This is a genomic window from Burkholderia sp. A9 (assembly GCF_000801975.1).
Genome location: NZ_JSZN01000013.1, coordinates 15773 through 35352, shown reverse-complemented (window position 1 = coordinate 35352; position 19580 = coordinate 15773). Strand labels below are relative to the sequence as shown.

Here is a 19580-nt window from a genome sequence, read left to right as displayed (position 1 = left end):
CAGCGGACGTAAAAACCGCACGCAACCGATGGCTGCGTGCGGTGTGGTCACGGCCGGACTCCGGAGCGCGGTGGGCGTTACGCGTATTCCGACATCGGCACGCACGAGCAGAACAGGTTGCGGTCGCCATAGGCGTTGTCCGCACGGCCGACCGGCGGCCAGTACTTGTTCGTGCCGAGCGACGCGACCGGGTACGCAGCCTGCTCGCGCGAGTACGCGTGCGGCCATTCGTTCGCGGTGACGACGGCTGCCGTGTGCGGCGCGTGACGCAGCGGGTTGTCCTCGCGATCGGCGCGGCCTTCCTCGACCGCGCGGATTTCGTCGCGGATCGCGATCATCGCGGCGATGAAGCGGTCGAGTTCTTCCTGCGATTCCGATTCGGTCGGCTCGACCATCAGCGTGCCCGGCACCGGGAAGCTCATCGTCGGCGCGTGGAAGCCGTAGTCCATCAGGCGCTTCGCGACGTCGTCGACGCTGATGCCGCTCGTTTCCTTGAGCGGACGCAGGTCGAGAATGCACTCGTGCGCGACCAGCCCGCCCGGGCCCGAATACAGCACCGGATAGTGCGGCGCGAGGCGCTTCGCGATGTAGTTCGCGTTGAGGATCGCGGTTTCGGTGGCGGCGGTCAGGTTCTTCGCGCCCATCATCGCGATGTACATCCACGAGATCGGCAGGATCGACGCCGAGCCGTACGGCGCGGCCGACACCGCGCCGATGCCGTCTTCCTCGCGCGCATAGCCGGTCGAACGCTGGTTCGGCAGGAACTTCGCGAGGTGCGCGCCGACCGCGACCGGGCCGACGCCCGGGCCGCCGCCGCCGTGCGGGATGCAGAAGGTCTTGTGCAGGTTCAGGTGCGACACGTCGCCGCCGAACTGGCCCGGCGCGGTCAGGCCGACCATCGCGTTCATGTTCGCGCCGTCGACGTACACCTGGCCGCCGTGCGCATGCACGATCTCGCAGATCTCGCGGACGTTCTGTTCGAACACGCCGTGCGTCGACGGATACGTGATCATGATCGCCGCGAGGTCGTTCGAGTGCTGTTCGGCCTTCGCCTTCAGGTCGGCGATGTCGACGTTGCCCTGCGCGTCGCAGGCGACGACCACGACCTTCATGCCGGCCATGTGCGCGGATGCCGGGTTCGTGCCGTGCGCGGATGCCGGGATCAGGCACACGTCGCGATGGGCTTCGCCGCGCGATGCGTGATACGCGTGGATGATCAGGAGGCCCGCGTACTCGCCTTGCGAGCCGGCGTTCGGCTGCAGCGATACGGCCGCGTAGCCGGTGGCCGCGACGAGCATCTGCTCGAGCTGGTCGATCATCTCGCGGTAGCCGACGGTCTGCTCGGCCGGTGCGAACGGGTGGATCTGGCCAAATTCAGGCCACGTGACCGGCAGCATTTCCGACGTCGCGTTCAGCTTCATCGTGCACGAGCCGAGCGGGATCATCGAGCGGTCGAGCGCGAGATCCTTGTCCGACAGGCTGCGCAGGTAGCGCAGCATTTCGGTTTCGGAGTGGTGGCGGTTGAACACGTGGTGCGTCAGGTACGCGCTTGTGCGCTCGAGGCCGGCCGGCAGCGCGGCGGCGCCGCCAAGGCCCGCGTCCAGCGCGTCGACGCCCGGCGCGGTGCCGCCCGCAGCCTGCGCGAACACGCCGAGGAGATCGGCGAGGTCGTCGCGGGTCGTCGTTTCGTCGACCGACACGCCGACTTGCGTGTCGCTCACGCGGCGCAGGTTGATGCGCTGCGCCTTCGCGAATTCGTGGACCTGCGCGGTGCGCGCGCCGGTGTCGATCGTCAGCGTGTCGAAGAACGAGTCGTTGACGGTCGCGAAGCCGAGTTGCTTCACGCCGGCGGCGAGCAGCGCCGCGATCCGGTTCACGCGCAGCGCGATCGTCTTCAGGCCGTGCGGGCCGTGGTAGACCGCGTACATGCTCGCCATGATCGCGAGCAGCGCCTGCGCGGTACACACGTTCGACGTCGCCTTCTCGCGGCGGATGTGCTGTTCGCGCGTTTGCAGCGCGAGGCGCAGCGCGGGCTTGCCCTGCGCGTCGACCGTCACGCCGACGAGGCGGCCCGGCATCTGGCGCTTGAATTCGTCACGCACCGCGAGATACGCGGCGTGCGGGCCGCCGAAGCCCATCGGCACGCCGAAGCGCTGCGTGTTGCCGATTGCGACGTCCGCGCCCCATTCGCCGGGCGGCGTCAGCACGGTCAGCGCGAGCAGGTCGGCCGCGACGACGACATGGCCGCCGGCCGCGTGGATCGCGTCGGTGAGCGCGCGGTAGTCGCGCACGTCGCCGTTCACGCCCGGGTACTGGAGCAGCACGCCGAACGCGTTGGCCTGTGCGGCGTCGGCCGCCGGGCCCGTCTTGACTTCGATGCCGATCGGCAGCGCGCGCGTGCGGATCACTTCGAGCGTCTGCGGCAGCACGTCGTCGGCGACGTAGAACACGTTCGACGTCGGCTTGCCGGTGCGCTGCAGCAGCGTCATCGCTTCGGCCGCGGCCGTTGCTTCATCCAGCAGCGATGCGTTCGAGATCGCGAGGCCCGTGAGGTCGGCGACCATCTGCTGGAAGTTCAGGAGCGCCTCGAGGCGACCCTGGGAAATTTCGGGCTGGTACGGCGTGTAGGCCGTGTACCACGCCGGGTTTTCGAGCACGTTGCGCAGGATCACGGCCGGCGTGTGCGTGTCGTGGTAACCCTGGCCGATATACGAGCGGAACACCTGGTTCTTGTCCGCGAGCGCGCGCAGCGCGGCGAGGGCTTCGGCCTCGCTCTTCGGTTGCGCGAACGGGCCGAGCGGCAGCGTTTCGGCGCGGCGGATCGAGGCCGGGATCACGGCGTCGATCAGGGCGGCGCGCGACGCGAAGCCGAGCGTGTCGAGCATGGCCTGCTGGCTGGCGGCATCGGGGCCGATGTGGCGTTCTGCGAACGCGTCATGCGTTTCGAGCGCGGCGAGCGAGAGGGGCGTGCGGTTCATCAGGCGGTCCGGGTGTTCGAGCTTCATGGCGTGACTCTGGTCCCGCGCGGGCCGAGGCCGGCCGCGCGCGGTTCGGGTAAGGAAAATTAGTCGATCAGCTTGCTGTAGGCATCGGCGTCGATCAGCTTGTCGGTCGAGGTGCCGGCCGCGAGCTTGATCTTGAACAGCCACACGCCGTATGCGTCGCTGTTCACTTCTTCCGGCGAGTCGGCGGCTTCTTCGTTGATGGCGACGACTTCGCCGGACACCGGCGAGTAGATGTCGGATGCCGCCTTCACCGATTCGACGACGCCAACCGCGTCGCCCGCGTTCACCGACTTGCCGACTTGCGGCAGTTCGAGGAAGACGATGTCGCCGAGCGTGCTCTGCGCGTGATCGGTGATGCCGACCGTCAGCGTGCCGTCGGCTTCGGTGCGGATCCACTCGTGTTCGTCGGTGTACTTCAGATCGGCCGGGACGTTGCTCATCGGATGCTCCTGGATAAAAGGGTATGTTCGTTATGCTGGCGCGCCGCGGGGGCGAGCCGGGTGTGGTTGCGCCGGGCGCCATTTCCCGGCTTCCCGGGAGGCGGCCTGCCGGTCGCTTCCCGGTCGTTACGCAGCGAGGACCTTGCCGTTGCGCACGAACGGCAGTTTTACCACGCGCGCGGGAAGTTGCTTGTCTCGAATCTGCACATGAATGGTGTCGCCGACCTGGACGGCCGCCGGCACGCGCGCGAACGCGATCGATTCCTGCATCGACGGCGAGAACGTGCCGCTCGTGATCTCGCCTTCGCCGTGCGGCGTGACGACCTTCTGGTGCGCGCGCAGCACGCCGCCCGCCTTGCCGTTTTCCTTTTGCAGGATCAGGCCGACGAACGCGGCGCGCGTGCCGTCGCGCTCGAGCGCGGCGCGGCCGACGAACTCGCGCGGCGCCGACAGGTCGACCGTCCACGCGAGGCCTGCGTCGAGCGGGGACACGTTGTCGTCCATGTCCTGGCCGTACAGGTTCATGCCGGCCTCGAGGCGCAGCGTGTCGCGTGCGCCGAGCCCGCACGGGCGCACGCCGTTTTGCTGCAGTGCGTTCCACAGGGCTTCGACGTGCACGGCCGGGACGATCACTTCGAAGCCGTCTTCGCCGGTGTAGCCGGTACGCGCGATGGTGAGGTCGCCGAACGGCGTGGCGGCGACCTGCGCGGCGTTGAACGGCTTCAGCTCGCTCGTCGCGGCGCGTGCGGAGGGCACCGTCGTCCAGGTCTTTTCACGGGCGTTCGGGCCCTGAACGGCGACGATCGCGAAGTCGCGGCGCGGCGCGATGGTCAGGCCGTAGCCGCCTTGTTCGTTCAGCTGGTTGAACCACGCGATGTCTTTCTCGGCCGTGCCGGCGTTGACGACGACGCGGAAGAAGTCTTCGGTGAAGTAATAGACGATCAGATCGTCGATGACGCCGCCCTGCGGATTGAGCAGGCACGAGTAGAGCGCCTTGCCGGGGGTCTTGAGCTTGCCGACGTTGTTCGCGATCGCGTGCTCGAAGAACGCGCGCACGCGGCTGCCGGTGAAATCGACGACGCACATGTGCGACACGTCGAACATGCCGGCGTCGGTGCGCACGGCTTCGTGTTCTTCGATCTGCGAGCCGTAGTTGACGGGCATGTCCCAGCCGCCGAAGTCGACCATGCGGGCATTGAGCGCGCGGTGCGCGGCGTTGAGCGGGGTGTGATTCAGTGCAGTCATCGAGGCCTCAGGCAAGGCGCTTGCGCGCGGGTCAGAACGGCCATGTGCCGACCGTCGCGGCCAGCGGCCTGCGAGCGATCCGGTACATGCCCCTCTGTCCTCGATACCTGAGAGATTGCGCCGCGGCCACAAGCCGGCGAACGCGCGCCCCTTCGGTGGGCAGCCTGCCCGCGCTGCATTCGCGCAACGGGCTACTGCCGCTCTCCAGAGTGCGGGGAGTGCGGCCCGCGCAATGCGCGGACGGGATTCCCCGACGCGGTCGGTCCTTTTGCCTGAGAGTTTGCGGGTGTGCCCCTTCGGCGGCGCGACCGGCGTTGCTAGCTACGCGGTCACACGCTCTCCCGACGCGTGCGGGCGACTGTACGCGAGCGGGTGGGCATTGTCAATTTGAGCAAAAGAATGTCGCTTCGCGACAAGCGGCGGCGTGGGGCGCCGCCGCCTTTTGAGCCGCCGGGGCGGCTGCGTTACTCGCCGATTGCGCGCACGGTCGTGTCGAGTTCCTGGTTCAGCACGCGCTGCTCGTCGCCGGACAGGCCGCCGTTGTGCTGGGCCGACATGTCATTCGCTTCCTGGCGGATCACGTCGAGGCGGTGGTGCAGTTGCGCGCCGTACGGCGGCGGGTAGTAGCCGCCGTTGACGCGCGCGTCGATCCGGCGGTGCAGGTTGTCGATCCGGCCCTGGACCTCCTGCAGGCGATCGTTCGCGACGACCTGCGGATTCGGCCGCGGCGGGGGCGGAGGTGCCTGTCGGGCCGGCCGCTGCGGCTGTACGACACAGGCCGCGAGTGAGGAAACCAGGACGCAGCATGCCGCTGCGCGAATCAACCGTTGCATCACATTCTCCTGACGGTTTGGTGTCGGATCGACTTTTTGAGAAACGCGTCAGACCGGACGACCGCTGACTTTCGTTCCCGCACCATTTGTAACGGAATGTTCGGGACGGAGCCGCCGTGGCGGCTGACGCGTGGCCGCTACCGGTGTGCGCCGCGGGATGGCGACGTGCGGCCGGACCGGTATCGGTCCGGCCGGCGGGCGTCAGACCGTCCGGCGCACGAATGGTACCCGGCGGCCGTCGTGCTCGCTCTGCGCGGCGAGCTCGATGATCGTCATCACGTCGACGGCGTCCTGCGGCGTGACCGGGAACGGCGCGCCGTCGTGGACCGACGCGGCGAGCGCGCGGTAGAACTCCGCATACTGGCCGTCGAGCGTCGGCACCGGCCGTTCGACCTCGACCTCGCCGTCGAGCACGCGCAGCACGCCGGGCGGGTTGCCGCCGCCGAACTCGACGTGGTCCGGCGTGAGGCCGGCCTTCAACTGGTCTTCCTGCGTGTCGAGCCCGAACTTCTGGTAGCTGCCGCGCGTGCCGTGCAGCGTGAAGCGCGCGGGCTCGATCGCTGACAGCGCACTCGCGTGCAGCGCGACATCCTTGTCCGGATAGCCGAGCAGCAGGTGCACGAAATCGGGCGCCGTGCCGTTGTCGCGACGCGTCTTGACCGTGGCGCTGACCGTCTCCGGCAGCCCGAACAGCGCGAGCGCCTGGTCGATCAGGTGCGGGCCGAGGTCGAGCAGCAGGCCGCCGCCGCGTGCCGGCTCCTCGCGCCAGCGCGTGCGCGGGGTCGGCCGGAAGCGGTCGAAGTGCGACGCGAAATAGGTGAGCCGACCGAGTTCGCCCGACGCGACGATGCGCCGCACGGTGAGGAAATCGCCGTCCCAGCGGCGGTTGTGGAACGGTGCGAACAGGCGGCTGCGCGCGTTCGCGAGCCGCGCGAGCGCCAGCGCTTCGTCGGCGGTGAGCGTGACCGGCTTGTCGACCACGACGTGGCGGCCGGCTTCGAGCACCTGGCGCGCGAGCGTGAAATGCGTGTCGTTGGGCGTGGCGATCACCACGCAGTCGATGTCGTCGAGGCGGAGCAGCGCATCGAGATCGGGGACGATGCGCGCGTCCGGGTACGCGACGCGCGCGCGATCGGGCTGCCCCGTCGCGATCGCGGCGACCTCGGTGCGGCCGCTCGTGGCGATCACGGGCGCGTGGAACGTCGCGCCGGCGAAACCGAAACCCATCAAACCAATCCTGAGCAATGACGACATGGCAATCCCTGGCTGCGAACGGAACGAAAGGATGGCGCGCCGCGAAGGCGCGCGGACGACCGGCTATTTTGGCATGGTGCGGCGGCATGCACCGGCGCGTTCGGCAAAACGCGCGGCACGATGCGGCGCACGCACGGCCGCAGCCGGCATTTTGCGCAGCGCCGCAGTGTGCAACGTACGCTGACCGTGCGACCGGCGGTGCCGTGCACGGCCGGCGCGCGTGCCGCTGGGCGTGTGCTCATTGTGGCCGATCGGCGCACAGATGGGGTCGGATTGGCCGATCGGACAGGGGGGCGAAGCGGCCACCTGTCCGATCGGCCCCGTCCGGCGGGGCGCCCGAAAAGTGCGCCGCCGACGTGTTAACATGCGCGTCCAGCCCGCGTATCCGCCTGCATCCCAGGCCTGCCGCGCGCGGCATCCTCCCGGCGTCCCGCCGTCAACCGCCACATCATCCGCCATCATGTCCGCAGGCCTCAACTCCGCTCAGAACGAAGCGGTGCGCTACCTCGACGGGCCCTGCCTCGTGCTCGCCGGCGCGGGCAGCGGCAAGACCCGCGTGATCACGCAGAAGATCGCGCACCTGATCGAAGCGAAAGGCTTCGAGCCGCGCCACATCGCCGCCGTCACGTTCACGAACAAGGCAGCCGCCGAAATGCGCGAGCGCGTCTCGAAGCTGCTGGAGGGCAAGACGCTCACCACGCCTGGCAAGGAAGGCCGCAAGGTGCCCGTCAACCAGCTCACCGTGTGCACGTTCCACTCGCTCGGCGTGCAGATCCTGCGCCAGGAAGCCGAGCACGTCGGCCTGAAGCCGCAGTTCTCGATCATGGATTCGGACGACTGCTTCGGGATGATCCAGGAGCAGATCGGCACCACCGACAAGGGCCTGATCCGCAAGATCCAGAGCACCATCTCGCTGTGGAAGAACGGCCTGATCATGCCCGAGGAGGCGATGACGATCGCGGCCAACGAGGACGAGCACCAGGCGGCGCTGGTCTATCGCAACTACGTCGCGACGCTGAATGCATACCAGGCGGTCGATTTCGACGACCTGATCCGCCTGCCGGCCGAGCTGTTCGCGAAGAACGAGCAGGTGCGCGACCGCTGGCAGAACAAGCTGCGCTACCTGCTGATCGACGAATACCAGGACACCAACGCGTGCCAGTACGAGCTGCTGAAGCTGCTCGCCGGCCCGCGCGCCGCGTTCACCGCGGTGGGCGACGACGACCAGGCGATCTACGGCTGGCGCGGCGCGACGCTCGAGAACCTCGCGCAGCTCGGCAAGGATTTCCCGAAGCTGCACCTCGTCAAGCTCGAGCAGAACTACCGGTCGACGGTGCGGATTCTCACCGCCGCGAACAACGTGATCGCGAACAACCCGAAGCTGTTCGAGAAGAAGCTGTGGTCCGAGCACGGGATGGGCGACTCGATCACCGTCACGCCGTGCAACGACGAGGAGCATGAAGCCGAATCGGTCGTGTTCCGGCTGTCCGCGCACAAGTTCGAGCGGCGCGCGCAGTTCCGGGACTACGCGATCCTGTATCGCGGCAACTTCCAGGCGCGGATCTTCGAGCAGGTGCTGCGCCGCGAGCGGATCCCGTACGTGCTGTCGGGCGGCCAGTCGTTCTTCGACAAGGCCGAGATCAAGGACCTGTGCGCGTACCTGCGCCTGATCGCGAACGCCGACGACGATCCCGCGTTCATCCGCGCGATCACGACCCCGCGCCGCGGGATCGGCAACACGACGCTCGAGGCGCTCGGTTCGTTCGCGGGCCAGGCGAAGGTGTCGCTGTTCGAGGCCGTGTACATGGGCGGGATCGAGGCGCGGCTGTCCGCGCGCCAGGTCGAGCCGCTGCGGATGTTCTGCGACTTCATCCAGCGCCTGACCGATCGCGCGGACAAGGATCCCGCGACCGTCGTGCTCGATGACATGATGGAGGCCATCCACTACGAGGCCTACCTGTACGACGCGTTCGACGAGCGGCAAGCGCAGTCGAAGTGGCAGAACGTGCTCGAATTCCTCGAGTGGCTGAAGCGCAAGGGCACGAAGCCCGAGACGGAGGCCGTCGACGGCGAGGCGGAAGGGTTCCACAACGCAGACGGGCTGGCCGATACCGGCAAGAACCTGCTCGGCCTGATCCAGACCGTCGCGCTGATGTCGATGCTGGAAGGCAAGGACGAGGATCCGGACGCCGTGCGGCTGTCGACCGTCCATGCGTCGAAGGGGCTCGAGTATCCGCACGTGTTCCTGGTCGGCGTCGAAGAGGGCATCATGCCGCACCGCGGCGGCAGCGAGGACGACGGCCCGATCGACAGCGAGCGGATCGAGGAGGAGCGCCGGTTGATGTACGTCGCGATCACGCGTGCGCAGCGCAGCCTGCACCTGAACTGGTGCAAGAAGCGCAAGCGGGCGCGCGAGACGGTCGTGTGCGAGCCGTCGCGTTTCATCCCCGAGATGGGCCTCGACGAAGCGCCGCCGCCGACGCCGGAAGAGGCGCCGATGACGCCGAAGGACCGGCTCGCGAGCCTGAAGGCGCTGCTGCAGAAGTGATGCGGCGCGGGTCGACCAACTGACGCCCGGGCAATCCGGCAATCCGGCAAAACAAAACCCCCGCGATGCGTGTGCATCGCGGGGGTTTTTTCTGGTCGGCAGGCGTTACTTCGACGCGTTGACCATATAGTCGACGGCCGCCTTCACGTCGGCATCGGGCGCGGTCGACCCGCCCTTCGGCGGCATCGCCCCCTTGCCGTGCAGCGCGTAGTTGTAGACGGTATCCATCGAGTCCTTCAGGCGCGGCGCCCAGTCTTCCTTGCTGCCGAACTTCGGTGCGCCGAGCACGCCGGCCGCGTGGCACGCCTGGCAGACCTGCGTGTACAGCGCCTTGCCGGCCGATGCGGCGTCGGCGCTGGTCGGCGCGGCCGCGGGCGCTTCGCCGGCCTTCGGAATCGCGGCGATTGCGGCCATCGCGGCGGCAGCCTGCGCGTTCGACGCGTCGGCGCCCGATGCGCCTGCCGTACCTGCTGCGCCGCTCGCTGCCGGCGCCGCGTTGGCGGCCGGGGCAGCCGGTTCGGGGAAGTTCGCGCCGTCGTTGTTCGCCATGTAGACGATCGCGCGCGCGATTTCATAATCGCTGACGTCGTCGGGGCTCGTGCCGCCGCGCGGCGGCATCGCGCCCTTGCCCGACAGCGCCGTCTTCAGCAGCGTATCGAAGCCCTGCGAGATGCGCGGCGCCCAGTCGTCCTTGTTGCCGAACTTCGGTGCGCCCGCGGCGCCCGTGCCGTGACAGGTCACGCACACGGCCTTGTAGACTTCCTCGCCGGTCTTGTATGTGCGGGGCGCATTGGCGTCCTTCACGTCGACCTGCGCGAGCGGTGCGATACGCGCGGCGACCTGTTGATCGGATAGCGCATCCGTGCCGGCGCCCGAACGGAACGCATGGTTGGCATAGGTGGCAAACAGGACGATCAGGGCGATCGGAATCGCGAATGATGCGATGACAACGGCAATCAGTTGCCCGGGAGTTTTGACGGGAGATTCGTGGGGTGCTTCGCTCATGCTTGCCTCGTCTCCATGAATAGGAATTGTGAGCGCGGTGCAACGGCAAAATGGCAGTCCAATGAAGCACGGACGATTATAGACGGAACGTTTACATCACGGCGAGCGGTGCGAAGGCGCGTGTTTACCCGCACGAATGGCGGCCCGGCGGGGATTCGGCGGGCAAGGTGGACGCATCATGGGAAACCGGGTATCCTTGCCGTCTTGCCAATGGTGGGCGGCCGGTTTATCAGGGTCGTTTCACTGTCACACGCGCCCGTAGCTCAATGGATAGAGTACTGCCCTCCGAAGGCAGGGGTTGCTGGTTCGATCCCAGCCGGGCGCGCCAAGCCTGATCGAGCATTCTTCGTATCGATTTCATTTTTTGATCGTTCATCTCGCGTGCCTAACCAGGGCAACGTGAGGGCAACGCGCGCCGGTTGGCTCGGCATCGACAGCGAGCGCGTCAGCTATACGACAGCTTGCGCTGCTAGCCCGTTCGCGAACGATCCAGACGCTTCCGCCGCTTCACTTCAACACAAGCACATTGCTCACGCAGCCACCGGCCGACGCCGGATGCGAAATGGCCGTCACGGGCTCGTGAATTCTTTCAGAACGCATTCAAATCCTGCCGCTGCATCGGCATTGTCTCGCGCTGTCCCGGTAGATTCGATCGATCGTCGGATCTACCTAAAGTTTGTCGCTCCATGGTCGTTAATCAGTCGGGTGCAGGATAGGGCCAAATCAAAGTAAAGCGTCGGCTGACGGGGGGCCAGTCTCGGGCATGCCGCTTCTGAACAACGAACTTGGAAAGGATGAAGCATGACTTCGATCGTAACCGGCATGTCTACGGCGCAAATCGCGGCGTTTACGACGGCGCAGGCGCACGCGCTGACTGGGACCGACATCAGCGCAATGACGACCGACCAGGTCAAGGCGCTGACTACCGACTCGGTGGCTGCGCTGACCACGTCGGCAGTCGTCAGCCTCAGCACGACGGCTGTCGCGATTCTCAGCTCCGACCAGCTCGGCTCGCTGAACACGGCTGACATTGCCGCGCTCAAGGCGAACCAGATTGCCGCACTCACGTCCGATCAACTCTCGAAGTTGAGCGCCCCCCAGGCCGGTGCGCTGTCGAGCGCTCAAGTGGCGGCGCTGACGACCAGCCAGGTGCAGAACGGCCTCACGACGGACCAGATCCACGCGCTGACGACGGCGCAGGCCGCCGCCTTGTCGACGGCTGACGTAGCGGCGCTGACGACGATGCAAGTCACTGCGCTGACGACGGCCGATGTTGCGGCGCTGAAGACGAACCAGGTCGCTGCTTTGACGACGACGCAGGTGCAGAACCTGACGACCGATCAGGTCAAGGCGCTGACGACCGCGCAGGCGGCCGCCTTGACGACGGCGCAAGTGGCGGCGCTGACGACCGATCAGGTGAACGCGCTGACGACGGCGGCGTTCTCGGCGCTCAAACCGACGCAGGTGGCGGCGCTGACGACGGCGCAGGTTGCCAACCTGAGCGCGACGCAGGAAGGTGCGCTGACGAGCGCGCAGGTAGCGGCGCTGACGACGAATCAGGTGCAGAACGGCTTGACGACCGACCAGGTCAAGGCGCTGACGACCGCGCAGGCCGCGGCGTTGACGACGGCGCAGGTCGCCGCGCTGACGACGGCGCAGTCGAGCGCGCTGTCGACGGCCGATGTGGCCGCGTTGAAAGCGACTCAGATTGCGGCGCTGCGGACGGACCAGGTGCAGAACCTGACGACCGCTCAGGCCGCGGCACTGACGAGCTCGCAAATCGCGGCGCTGACGACGGCGCAGGTGCAGAACGGCCTGTCGACCGATCAGATCCACGGGTTGACGACCGCGCAGGCGTCAGCCATGACGACGGCGCAGATCGCGGCGCTGAGCACGGACCAGGTGAACGCGCTGACGACGGCCGCATTCGCGGCGCTGAAGCCGACGCAGGTGGCGGCGCTGACGACGACGCAGGTCGCCAACCTGAGCGCGGCGCAGGAAGGCGCGCTGACGACCGGCCAGGTCGCGGCATTGACGACCGCGCAGGTGAAAAACGGCCTGACGACCGATCAGGTCAAGGCGCTGACGACCGCGCAAGCTGCGGCGCTGACGGCTGCTGACGTGACGGCGTTGTCCACCACGCAGACGACTGCGCTGACGACGTCCGCCGTGGCGGCGCTGAAGACGAACCAGATCGTGGCGCTGACGACGGCCCAGGTGCAGAACCTGACGACCGATCAGGTCAAGGCGCTGACGACTGCGCAGGCGCAGTCGTTGACGACGGCGCAAGTGTCGGCGCTGACGACGGACCAGGTGAACGCGCTGACGACGGCGGCGTTCGCGGCGCTGAAGCCGACGCAGGTGGCGGCGCTGACGACGGCGCAAATTGCCAACCTGAGCGCGGCGCAGGAAGGTGCACTGACGACCTCGCAGGTCGCGGCGCTGACGACGAATCAGGTGCAGAACGGCCTGACGACCGACCAGGTCAAGGCGCTGACGACCGCGCAGGCCGCAGCGCTGACGGCCGCTGATGTAACGGCGCTGTCGACGACGCAAGTCACGGCCCTGGCGACGGCGAACATTGCGGCGCTGAAAACGCCCCAGATCGTCGCGCTGACGACGACCCAGGTGCAGAACCTGACGACCGATCAGGTCAAGGCGCTGACGACCGCGCAGGCATCGGTGCTGACGACCGACCAGGTCAAGGCGCTGACGACCGATCAGGTGAACGCGCTGACGACGGCCGCATTCGCGGCGCTGAAGCCGACCCAGGTCGCGGCACTGACGACGGCACAGATCGCCAATCTGAGCGCGGCGCAGGAAGGTGCGCTGACGTCCGCGCAAGTGGCCGCGTTGACGACGAATCAGGTGCAGAACGGCCTGACGACCGATCAGGTCAAGGCGCTGACGACGGCGCAGGCTGCGGCGCTGACCACGGCTGACGTCGCGGCGCTGACGACCGCGCAGGCGGCTGCGCTGTCGACGGCCGATGCCGCAGCGCTGAAGGGTCTTCAGATCGCAGCGTTGACGACGACGCAGGTGCAGAACCTGACGACCGACCAGGTCAAGGCCCTGACGACCGCGCAGGTGACGTCGCTGACGACCGACCAGGTCAAGGCGCTGACGACCGATCAGGTGAACGCGCTGACGACGGCCGCATTCGCGGCGCTGAAGCCGGCGCAGGTGGCAACGCTGACGACGGCGCAGATCGCCAACCTGAGCACGGCGCAGGCCGGCGCGCTGACGACCGCGCAAGTGGCTGCGTTGACGACGAATCAGGTGCAGAACGGCCTGACGACCGACCAGGTCAAGGCGTTGACGACCGCGCAGGCGTCGTCGTTGACCACCGCGCAGGTCGCCGCGCTGACGACGGCGCAGTCGGCTGCGCTGTCGACGGCTGACGTGGCTGCGCTGAAGACGAATCAGGTTGCGGCACTGCGTACGGACCAGTTGCAGAACCTGACGACGGCTCAGGCGGCAGCACTGAGCTACACGCAGATCGCGTCGCTGACGACGAACCAGGTGCAGAACGGCCTGTCGACCGATCAGGTCAAGGCGCTGACGACGGGGCAGGCAGCGGCATTGACGGCGGTTGACGTCGCGGCGCTGACGACCGCGCAGGCGTCGGCACTGACGACGGCCGACGTCGCGGCGCTGAAAGCGACGCAGGTCGCAGCGTTGACGACGACGCAGGTGCAGAACCTGACGACCGACCAGGTCAAGGCCCTGACGACCGCGCAGGTGACGTCGCTGACGACCGACCAGGTCAAGGCGCTGACGACCGATCAGGTGAACGCGCTGACGACGGCCGCATTCGCGGCGCTGAAGCCGACGCAGGTCGCGGCACTGACGACGACGCAGATCGCCAACCTGAGCGCGGCGCAGGAAGGTGCGCTGACGTCCGCGCAGGTGGCAGCGTTGACGACGAATCAGGTGCAGAACGGCCTGACGACCGACCAGGTCAAGGCGCTGACGACCGCGCAGGCGGCCGCGTTGACGACGGCCGACGTCGCCGCGCTGACGACGGCGCAGTCGGCTGCGCTGTCGACGGCCGACGTGGCTGCGCTGAAGACGAATCAGGTTGCGGCACTGCGCACGGACCAGCTGCAGAATCTGACGACGGCTCAGGCGGCAGCACTGAGCTACACGCAGATCGCGTCGCTGACGACGAACCAGGTGCAGAACGGCCTGACGACCGATCAGGTCAAGGCGCTGACGACGGGGCAGGTGGCGGCACTGACGACGGCTGACCTTGCTGCGCTGACGACGACGCAGACCGCGGCGCTGTCCACGGCGTCGATCGCGGCGTTGAAGACGAGTCAGGTGATTGCGTTGACGACGGCCCAGGTGCATAACCTGACGACCGATCAGGTGGCTGCGTTGACGACGACCCAGGTGCACGCGCTGACGTCGACGCAGGTGGGGGCGCTGACGACCGATCAGACCCAGCAGCTCCACTTCTGATCGATCGCGTTGCATGGCGCCGGGGTTCCCGGCGCCATCCCGCCTCACCGCTGTTGGGCAAGGCGCGAGTACTGGCCGGTTAAACTGCCGGCCACGCGTGACATGGTGGCAGCCGCGCGTCCCGGGCAGGCGGGGCGGCGGCGCGTCGTCGTGCCTGCGCGGGGGCTGGCGGGCAGCCGTCCGGCGGACTGCCGTACCTTACGGTGTTACGTATGAATGAAGTCATGGTTTCGTCTGAAGAAAATTTTGCTGCCGATCTTCTGCTCGCGTGGCACGGCAAGATCGACATGACAGGTCTCTTCGAGCGCGCGGGCGCGCTCGAAGCGAGCCGGCAGTTCGAGCTGGCGGCGGTCCTTTACCGCACCTGGCTCGAGCGCAATGCCGCGCCGTTCAATCATTTCGTGTACTTCAACCTCGGTGTCGCGCTGTTCAACGCCAACGACATCGAGGCCGCGAAAAAGGCGCACTACACGGCCATCGAGCTCGCGCCCGATTTCATTCATCCGCATTTCAATCTGGGTGTCATGTGCGAGCGCGCCAACGAGCTCGACACGGCGATCGCGGAATGGACGTGGGTCGTGGAGCACGCGTCGGCTGATCATCCCGAGCAACGGCCGCTGCGGTTGTCGGCGCTCAACAACCTCGGGCGTGTCCATGAAAACCAACGGCGCTACGCCGATGCGCTGGTGTGCCTGACGGAAAGTTTGCGGATGGAGCCGAACCAGCCGGACGTGCTGCACCACTGGGTATTCCTGCGCGGCAAGCAGTGCGAGTGGCCCGTGTTTGCGCCCGTCGAGGGCGTCGATCCGGACCTCATGCGGCGGTCGACTTCCGCACTGGCGATGATCAGCCAGTCGGACGATCCGGCGGAGCAATTGTCGGCGGCCCGGCATTACGTCGACACCAAGATCAACGTCGACGTACCCGCGTTGTCCGGCAAGAAGGCATACGGTCACGAGAAGATCAGGATCGCGTATCTTTCGTCGGATTTCTGCCTGCATCCCGTTTCGATGCTCACGGCCGAGCTGTTCGAACTGCACGACCGGCGGCGTTTCGAGGTGTACGGCTATTGCTGGTCGCGCGATGACGGCTCCGCGCTGCGCAAGCGGATCATCCAGTCGATGGATCATTTCCATCGCATCGACGCGATGAGCGACGAGGCCGCCGCTCAGCTGATCCGTGAACACGAGATCGACATCGTCGTTGACCTGCACGGGCAGACGCTCGGCGCACGCACGGACTTGCTTGCCTATCGGCCGGCGCCCATCCAGATCACGTATCTGGGCTTGCCGGCCACGACCGGCCTGCCGTATATCGATTATGTGATCGCCGACCGGTTCCTGATTCCCGAAGCGTACGCGCACTTCTACTCGGAGAAGCCGCTGTACATGCCGGACATTTACCAGGTCAGCGATCGCAAGCGGGTCAGTGCGCCGGCGCCCTCGCGCGCAAGCTGCGGCCTGCCGGAAGACGGCTTCGTCTTTTGTTCGTTCAACAACAATTACAAGTTCACGCCCGAGGTGTTCGGCGCCTGGATGCGGATCCTGCAGCGGGTGCCGGCAAGCGTGCTCTGGCTGCTTGCCGACAATCCGTGGGCCGAAGCCAATCTGCGAAAGGAAGCGGCCAGGCACGGCATCGACGGCGGACGCCTCGTCTTTGCGTCCCGCGTCTCGCCGGAGAATTATCTTGCCCGGTTTGCGGTCGCGGACCTGTTCCTCGATTCCTTCCCGTTCAACGCGGGCACGACGGCGAACGACGCGCTCTGGATGGGCCTGCCCGTTCTGACGCTCTCGGGCAGGAGCTTCGCATCGCGGATGGCGGGCGCGATGTTGACCGCCGCAGGCATCGAGGAATTGATCACCTACGATCTGCAGGCATACGAGGAGAAGGCGGTGGCGCTCGCGAGTGCGCCGAACGAGTGCCGGCGCCTGCGAGCGGTGCTGAACGCCGAGCGCAGGGATGGCGTGTTGTTCGACACGCCGCGCTTCGTCAACAACCTCGAGGCGCATTTTTCGCGTCTCATCGGCGCGCTGGACTGATCGGTGCTCTGGTCGGCCGCCCCCCCGGCAGGCCGACCGCCGGATCGCGCCGCCGGTCAGAAGTAGTCGAGATCCAGCACGATGCCCGCCGAGGCCATCAGCCGTTGGCGGTTCAGGCGAACGTCCGTATTGGGGGCTGGATGCCGCTCGTAGAGCGCGAGCATCGTCGAGGCGATCAGATCGTCGCGCGTATTGCCGCGTCGCATGTTCTCCTGCGCGCCGGCCGGGCTCTTGTGAATGACGACGGAGCTGAGCGGGGCATGAACCATTGCGCGTCCGGAAAGGCAAGCGAGCAGGAAGTCCCAGTCTTCGTAAATCTCGAGATCGGTCGCATATCGGACGTGCGCGACGACGTCCTCGCGATACGCGATGCAGCTATTCGGCACGCGATTCCGCACGTAGACGCTGTCCGCGTCGACGTCGCCGATGCGCACCGTTTCGATCGAGGTGGTGCGTGGCGGATGCGTCGTGCGATCCTCGTAACAGACCTTGAAATCGCAAAACAGGATTTCCGGCTCGTCGGTGCCGATGCTTCGGGCCAGCGCGTCGAGGTGCGTCGGTTCAAGCGTGTCGTCGTCGTCGAGGAACATGACATAGCGCGATTTGGCGAGCGAGAGTCCGATGTTGCGGCTTTCGGCCGGCCCGGGCGCGCCGCTGCGGATCACGTGGACGTAGCGCCCGTGCAATGCCGACAACTCCTCGAATGGCGGCATGTAGGTCGCGCTATCGGAGACGACGATGACGGTGAAGTCCTGCCACGTCTGGTCGATCAGGGACTGCAACGCCCGGCGCAGCAGCAGTGGCCGGTCGTGGGTGGCGATGATGACGGTAAACACGATGAACTGGTAATGAGTGGAATCCGCTCGTCCGGCGAGAGGTTCCCGCCGGGCGATGACGCGAGATCGTCAGGCGCGGCGGGCACCAGGGCGTTCGTTTAGAAACCCGCGATCCGCTGATATTGCAGTGCTGCTTCGGTGCGGCCGATAGCCGCCTGAAACTCGGCCTGCAACTCCCGTCGCGTCGTTTGCGCGTCCGCCATCACGGCCGCGTCGATCGCCTCGATGCGCTTCAGGATCGCCAGCGCGTCGGGCGATTGCGGGGCGGCCAGGGACATCAGCAGCGGCGAGCGCTGTTCGACGAGGCGCGCCGCGCCCGGCCAGTCGGCCATCGATGCCGCATGTTCGATTGCCTGCGTGAGCGACCACACGTGCTCCAGCAGAGTGGTCGAGTCCATCGTCATGCTTTCTCCCATGTTGATCCGGCCGTGGCGTCGCCTGCCGCTATGCCTTGTTCGTGGCCAGCGCGCCAGCGCTGTTGGTACCGCCGAACAGTTGCGTCAGGTATTGCGAATTGTTTTGCATCTTCGCCATCAGCGTATTGAGCGCGGTGAATTGCGTATTGTACTGATCGGTGAGCTGGCTGGCGTAAGTCTGCAGCGTCGTGGCCTGCGTTTTCGCATCGGCGAGATCCTGGTTCAACGCCGTGACGCGCGTGTCGATGATGCCGCCCGTCTGCAGGAATGTCGTGATGTTGTTGTTGAGCGTCGCGCCCACGCCGTTGGTCGCGTTGAACGCAGTCGCTACGGATGACGGATTGTTCGCCAGCGCCGACGACAGGGCCGCGCTGTCGACGCTGAGCGTGCCGTCCGGCTGAAGGTTGAGGCCGATCGCGCTCAGGCTGACCGTGCTGCCGCCGCTCGTTACGCCCTGGGCGACCTTCGTCGACAGCGTGTTGACGATCGAATTCAGCATCGAATCGCCGATGAGCGGGCCACCCTGGCTACCTGCGGCTGCGCTTGAATTGAAGCTCGACAGCGACGATGCGGTGTTGACGAACGCGTTGTACGCGGAGACGAACGCGTTGATCGTATTGGTGGCGGTGGTGTTGTCCGGCGAGACCGAAAGCGTTTGGGTCGTTTTTGCCGACGAAGCAGACAGGTTGATCGTCACGCCCGTAATCGCGCCCGTGATGGTATTGCTCGCGCTAACCACGCTGGTGCCGTCGATCGAGAGCTGCGCGTCCTGCGCGGTGACCGTCTCGTTGTAATTGTTTGTCGCCGCACCCGTGTTATCGACGGTTGCCAGCGCAGCCAGTCCGTCCGTCGAATTGGTCGACACCTTGATGGTGTTTGCCCCGCCCGTGACGTTGGACGTCAGCACGAGGTGCGAGCCGTCCGTGCCCGTGACGACCGTGGCGGTCACGCCCGGATTGCCGCTTCCCGTGTTGATTGCATTGGCGATGTCGGCGAGCGTATTGGTGCCGGACTTGATCGCGACAGTCATCGGCGTGCCGCTGCCGAGCTGGATCGTCAGATTGCCGGTGCCGACCGCGTTCGCCGATGGAATGCCCGTGATCGACGAGAGCTTTTGCGCCGTCGCCACCTGCGTCACTGCGATCGAGTAGCTGCCCGCGACCGCCCCCGTCGACGTGGTGGCCGTGAGGCCGCTGCCGCTCGCGGATGCCGTGAATTTTGACAGCGCCGAGCCGTCGGTGAGGCCGGAAAGTGCGCTTTGCAACGACGAAAGCGACGACTTGAGCGAGCCGATCGCTGACAGCGTGGTGTTGTCGAGCGTTTGCCGATTGGTGTTCTGGGCCGTTTGTGCGGACGTCTTCGCTGCGACCAGCGCGGACACGAGCGACGAGACGTCCGTGTTCGAATTCGTCACGCCGCTGATGATCGATTGGGCGGCTGCCGCCAGTGCGCTGTTCGCCGATGTGGTGGTAGTCGTCGACATGTAGGACTCCAT

Annotated in this window: 12 protein-coding genes, 1 tRNA gene and 2 riboswitches; of the genes, 4 read left to right on the top strand and 9 right to left on the bottom strand. The window is 66.7% G+C overall.

The window, feature by feature from the left end:
- Positions 1-77: 77 nt before the first annotated feature.
- From gcvP to PI86_RS06845, 5 genes are all read right to left on the bottom strand, one after another.
- Positions 78-3005, bottom strand: a complete 2928-nt coding sequence (gcvP, locus tag PI86_RS06865) for an aminomethyl-transferring glycine dehydrogenase (protein WP_039320179.1) — start codon at positions 3003-3005, stop codon at positions 78-80.
- A gap of 59 nt (positions 3006-3064) precedes the next feature.
- Positions 3065-3445 carry a glycine cleavage system protein GcvH gene (gene gcvH, locus PI86_RS06860; protein WP_039320176.1) on the bottom strand — a complete coding sequence of 127 codons (381 nt, stop codon included), beginning with the start codon at positions 3443-3445 and terminating at the stop codon, positions 3065-3067.
- Positions 3446-3571: 126 nt separating this feature from the next.
- Positions 3572-4690 (bottom strand): glycine cleavage system aminomethyltransferase GcvT, encoded by a 1119-nt coding sequence (gene gcvT / locus PI86_RS06855; RefSeq protein ID WP_014895536.1) that lies wholly within the window; start codon positions 4688-4690, stop codon positions 3572-3574.
- Between the two features lie 84 nt (positions 4691-4774).
- Positions 4775-4908: riboswitch (glycine riboswitch) on the bottom strand.
- 32 nt (positions 4909-4940) lie between these two features.
- Positions 4941-5044: riboswitch (glycine riboswitch) on the bottom strand.
- Between the two features lie 110 nt (positions 5045-5154).
- A complete protein-coding gene (locus PI86_RS06850; RefSeq protein WP_014895537.1) occupies positions 5155-5523 on the bottom strand; it encodes a hypothetical protein in 369 nt (122 codons plus the stop codon).
- Positions 5524-5724: 201 nt separating this feature from the next.
- The gene (locus PI86_RS06845) at positions 5725-6777 is read right to left on the bottom strand and encodes an oxidoreductase (RefSeq protein WP_039320173.1); all 1053 of its coding nucleotides are present in this window, start codon (positions 6775-6777) and stop codon (positions 5725-5727) included.
- Between the two features lie 460 nt (positions 6778-7237).
- On the opposite strand from PI86_RS06845, the gene PI86_RS06840 reads away from it, so the two are divergent.
- Complete coding sequence (locus PI86_RS06840) at positions 7238-9325, top strand: UvrD-helicase domain-containing protein (protein WP_039320172.1); 2088 nt, start codon at positions 7238-7240, stop codon at positions 9323-9325.
- 105 nt (positions 9326-9430) lie between these two features.
- On the opposite strand, the gene PI86_RS06835 is transcribed toward PI86_RS06840, so the two are convergent.
- Entirely contained in the window at positions 9431-10330 is a 900-nt protein-coding gene (locus tag PI86_RS06835) for a c-type cytochrome (RefSeq protein WP_039320169.1), read from the bottom strand.
- Positions 10331-10582: 252 nt separating this feature from the next.
- Here PI86_RS06835 and PI86_RS06830 point away from each other — a divergent pair.
- The 3 genes from PI86_RS06830 (at position 10583) to PI86_RS06820 (ending at position 16833) form a co-directional block, all read left to right on the top strand.
- Positions 10583-10658: transfer RNA gene (locus PI86_RS06830), tRNA-Arg, on the top strand.
- A gap of 473 nt (positions 10659-11131) precedes the next feature.
- The gene (locus tag PI86_RS17840; RefSeq protein WP_039320168.1) at positions 11132-14794 is read left to right on the top strand and encodes a beta strand repeat-containing protein; all 3663 of its coding nucleotides are present in this window, start codon (positions 11132-11134) and stop codon (positions 14792-14794) included.
- Positions 14795-15018: 224 nt separating this feature from the next.
- Positions 15019-16833 (top strand): O-linked N-acetylglucosamine transferase, SPINDLY family protein, encoded by a 1815-nt coding sequence (locus tag PI86_RS06820; RefSeq protein WP_039320166.1) that lies wholly within the window; start codon positions 15019-15021, stop codon positions 16831-16833.
- 56 nt (positions 16834-16889) lie between these two features.
- Here PI86_RS06820 and PI86_RS06815 read toward each other — a convergent pair whose 3' ends face one another.
- The 3 genes from PI86_RS06815 to fliD all read right to left on the bottom strand — a co-directional run bounded on the left by PI86_RS06815 (position 16890) and on the right by fliD (position 19580).
- The gene (locus PI86_RS06815; protein ID WP_039320163.1) at positions 16890-17669 is read right to left on the bottom strand and encodes a glycosyltransferase family 2 protein; all 780 of its coding nucleotides are present in this window, start codon (positions 17667-17669) and stop codon (positions 16890-16892) included.
- 98 nt (positions 17670-17767) lie between these two features.
- Positions 17768-18067: a flagellar protein FliT gene (locus PI86_RS06810; RefSeq protein WP_039320231.1), complete on the bottom strand. Its 300-nt coding sequence runs from the start codon at positions 18065-18067 to the stop codon at positions 17768-17770.
- Between the two features lie 46 nt (positions 18068-18113).
- A complete protein-coding gene (fliD, locus tag PI86_RS06805) occupies positions 18114-19580 on the bottom strand; it encodes a flagellar filament capping protein FliD (protein WP_039320160.1) in 1467 nt (488 codons plus the stop codon).

Bases quoted from the DNA above. Each gene is read 5' to 3' on its own strand.
- PI86_RS06840 (WP_039320172.1), top strand. From the start codon at position 7,238: ATGTCCGCAGGCCTCAACTCCGCTCAGAACGAAGCGGTGCGCTACCTC.
- PI86_RS06850 (WP_014895537.1), bottom strand. From the start codon at position 5,523: ATGCAACGGTTGATTCGCGCAGCGGCATGCTGCGTCCTGGTTTCCTCA.
- PI86_RS06835 (WP_039320169.1), bottom strand. From the start codon at position 10,330: ATGAGCGAAGCACCCCACGAATCTCCCGTCAAAACTCCCGGGCAACTG.
- PI86_RS06810 (WP_039320231.1), bottom strand. From the start codon at position 18,067: ATGGACTCGACCACTCTGCTGGAGCACGTGTGGTCGCTCACGCAGGCA.
- gcvH (WP_039320176.1), bottom strand. From the start codon at position 3,445: ATGAGCAACGTCCCGGCCGATCTGAAGTACACCGACGAACACGAGTGG.
- fliD (WP_039320160.1), bottom strand. From the start codon at position 19,580: ATGGAGTCCTACATGTCGACGACTACCACCACATCGGCGAACAGCGCA.
- gcvT (WP_014895536.1), bottom strand. From the start codon at position 4,690: ATGACTGCACTGAATCACACCCCGCTCAACGCCGCGCACCGCGCGCTC.
- PI86_RS06845 (WP_039320173.1), bottom strand. From the start codon at position 6,777: ATGTCGTCATTGCTCAGGATTGGTTTGATGGGTTTCGGTTTCGCCGGC.
- gcvP (WP_039320179.1), bottom strand. From the start codon at position 3,005: ATGAAGCTCGAACACCCGGACCGCCTGATGAACCGCACGCCCCTCTCG.
- PI86_RS17840 (WP_039320168.1), top strand. From the start codon at position 11,132: ATGACTTCGATCGTAACCGGCATGTCTACGGCGCAAATCGCGGCGTTT.
- PI86_RS06820 (WP_039320166.1), top strand. From the start codon at position 15,019: ATGGTTTCGTCTGAAGAAAATTTTGCTGCCGATCTTCTGCTCGCGTGG.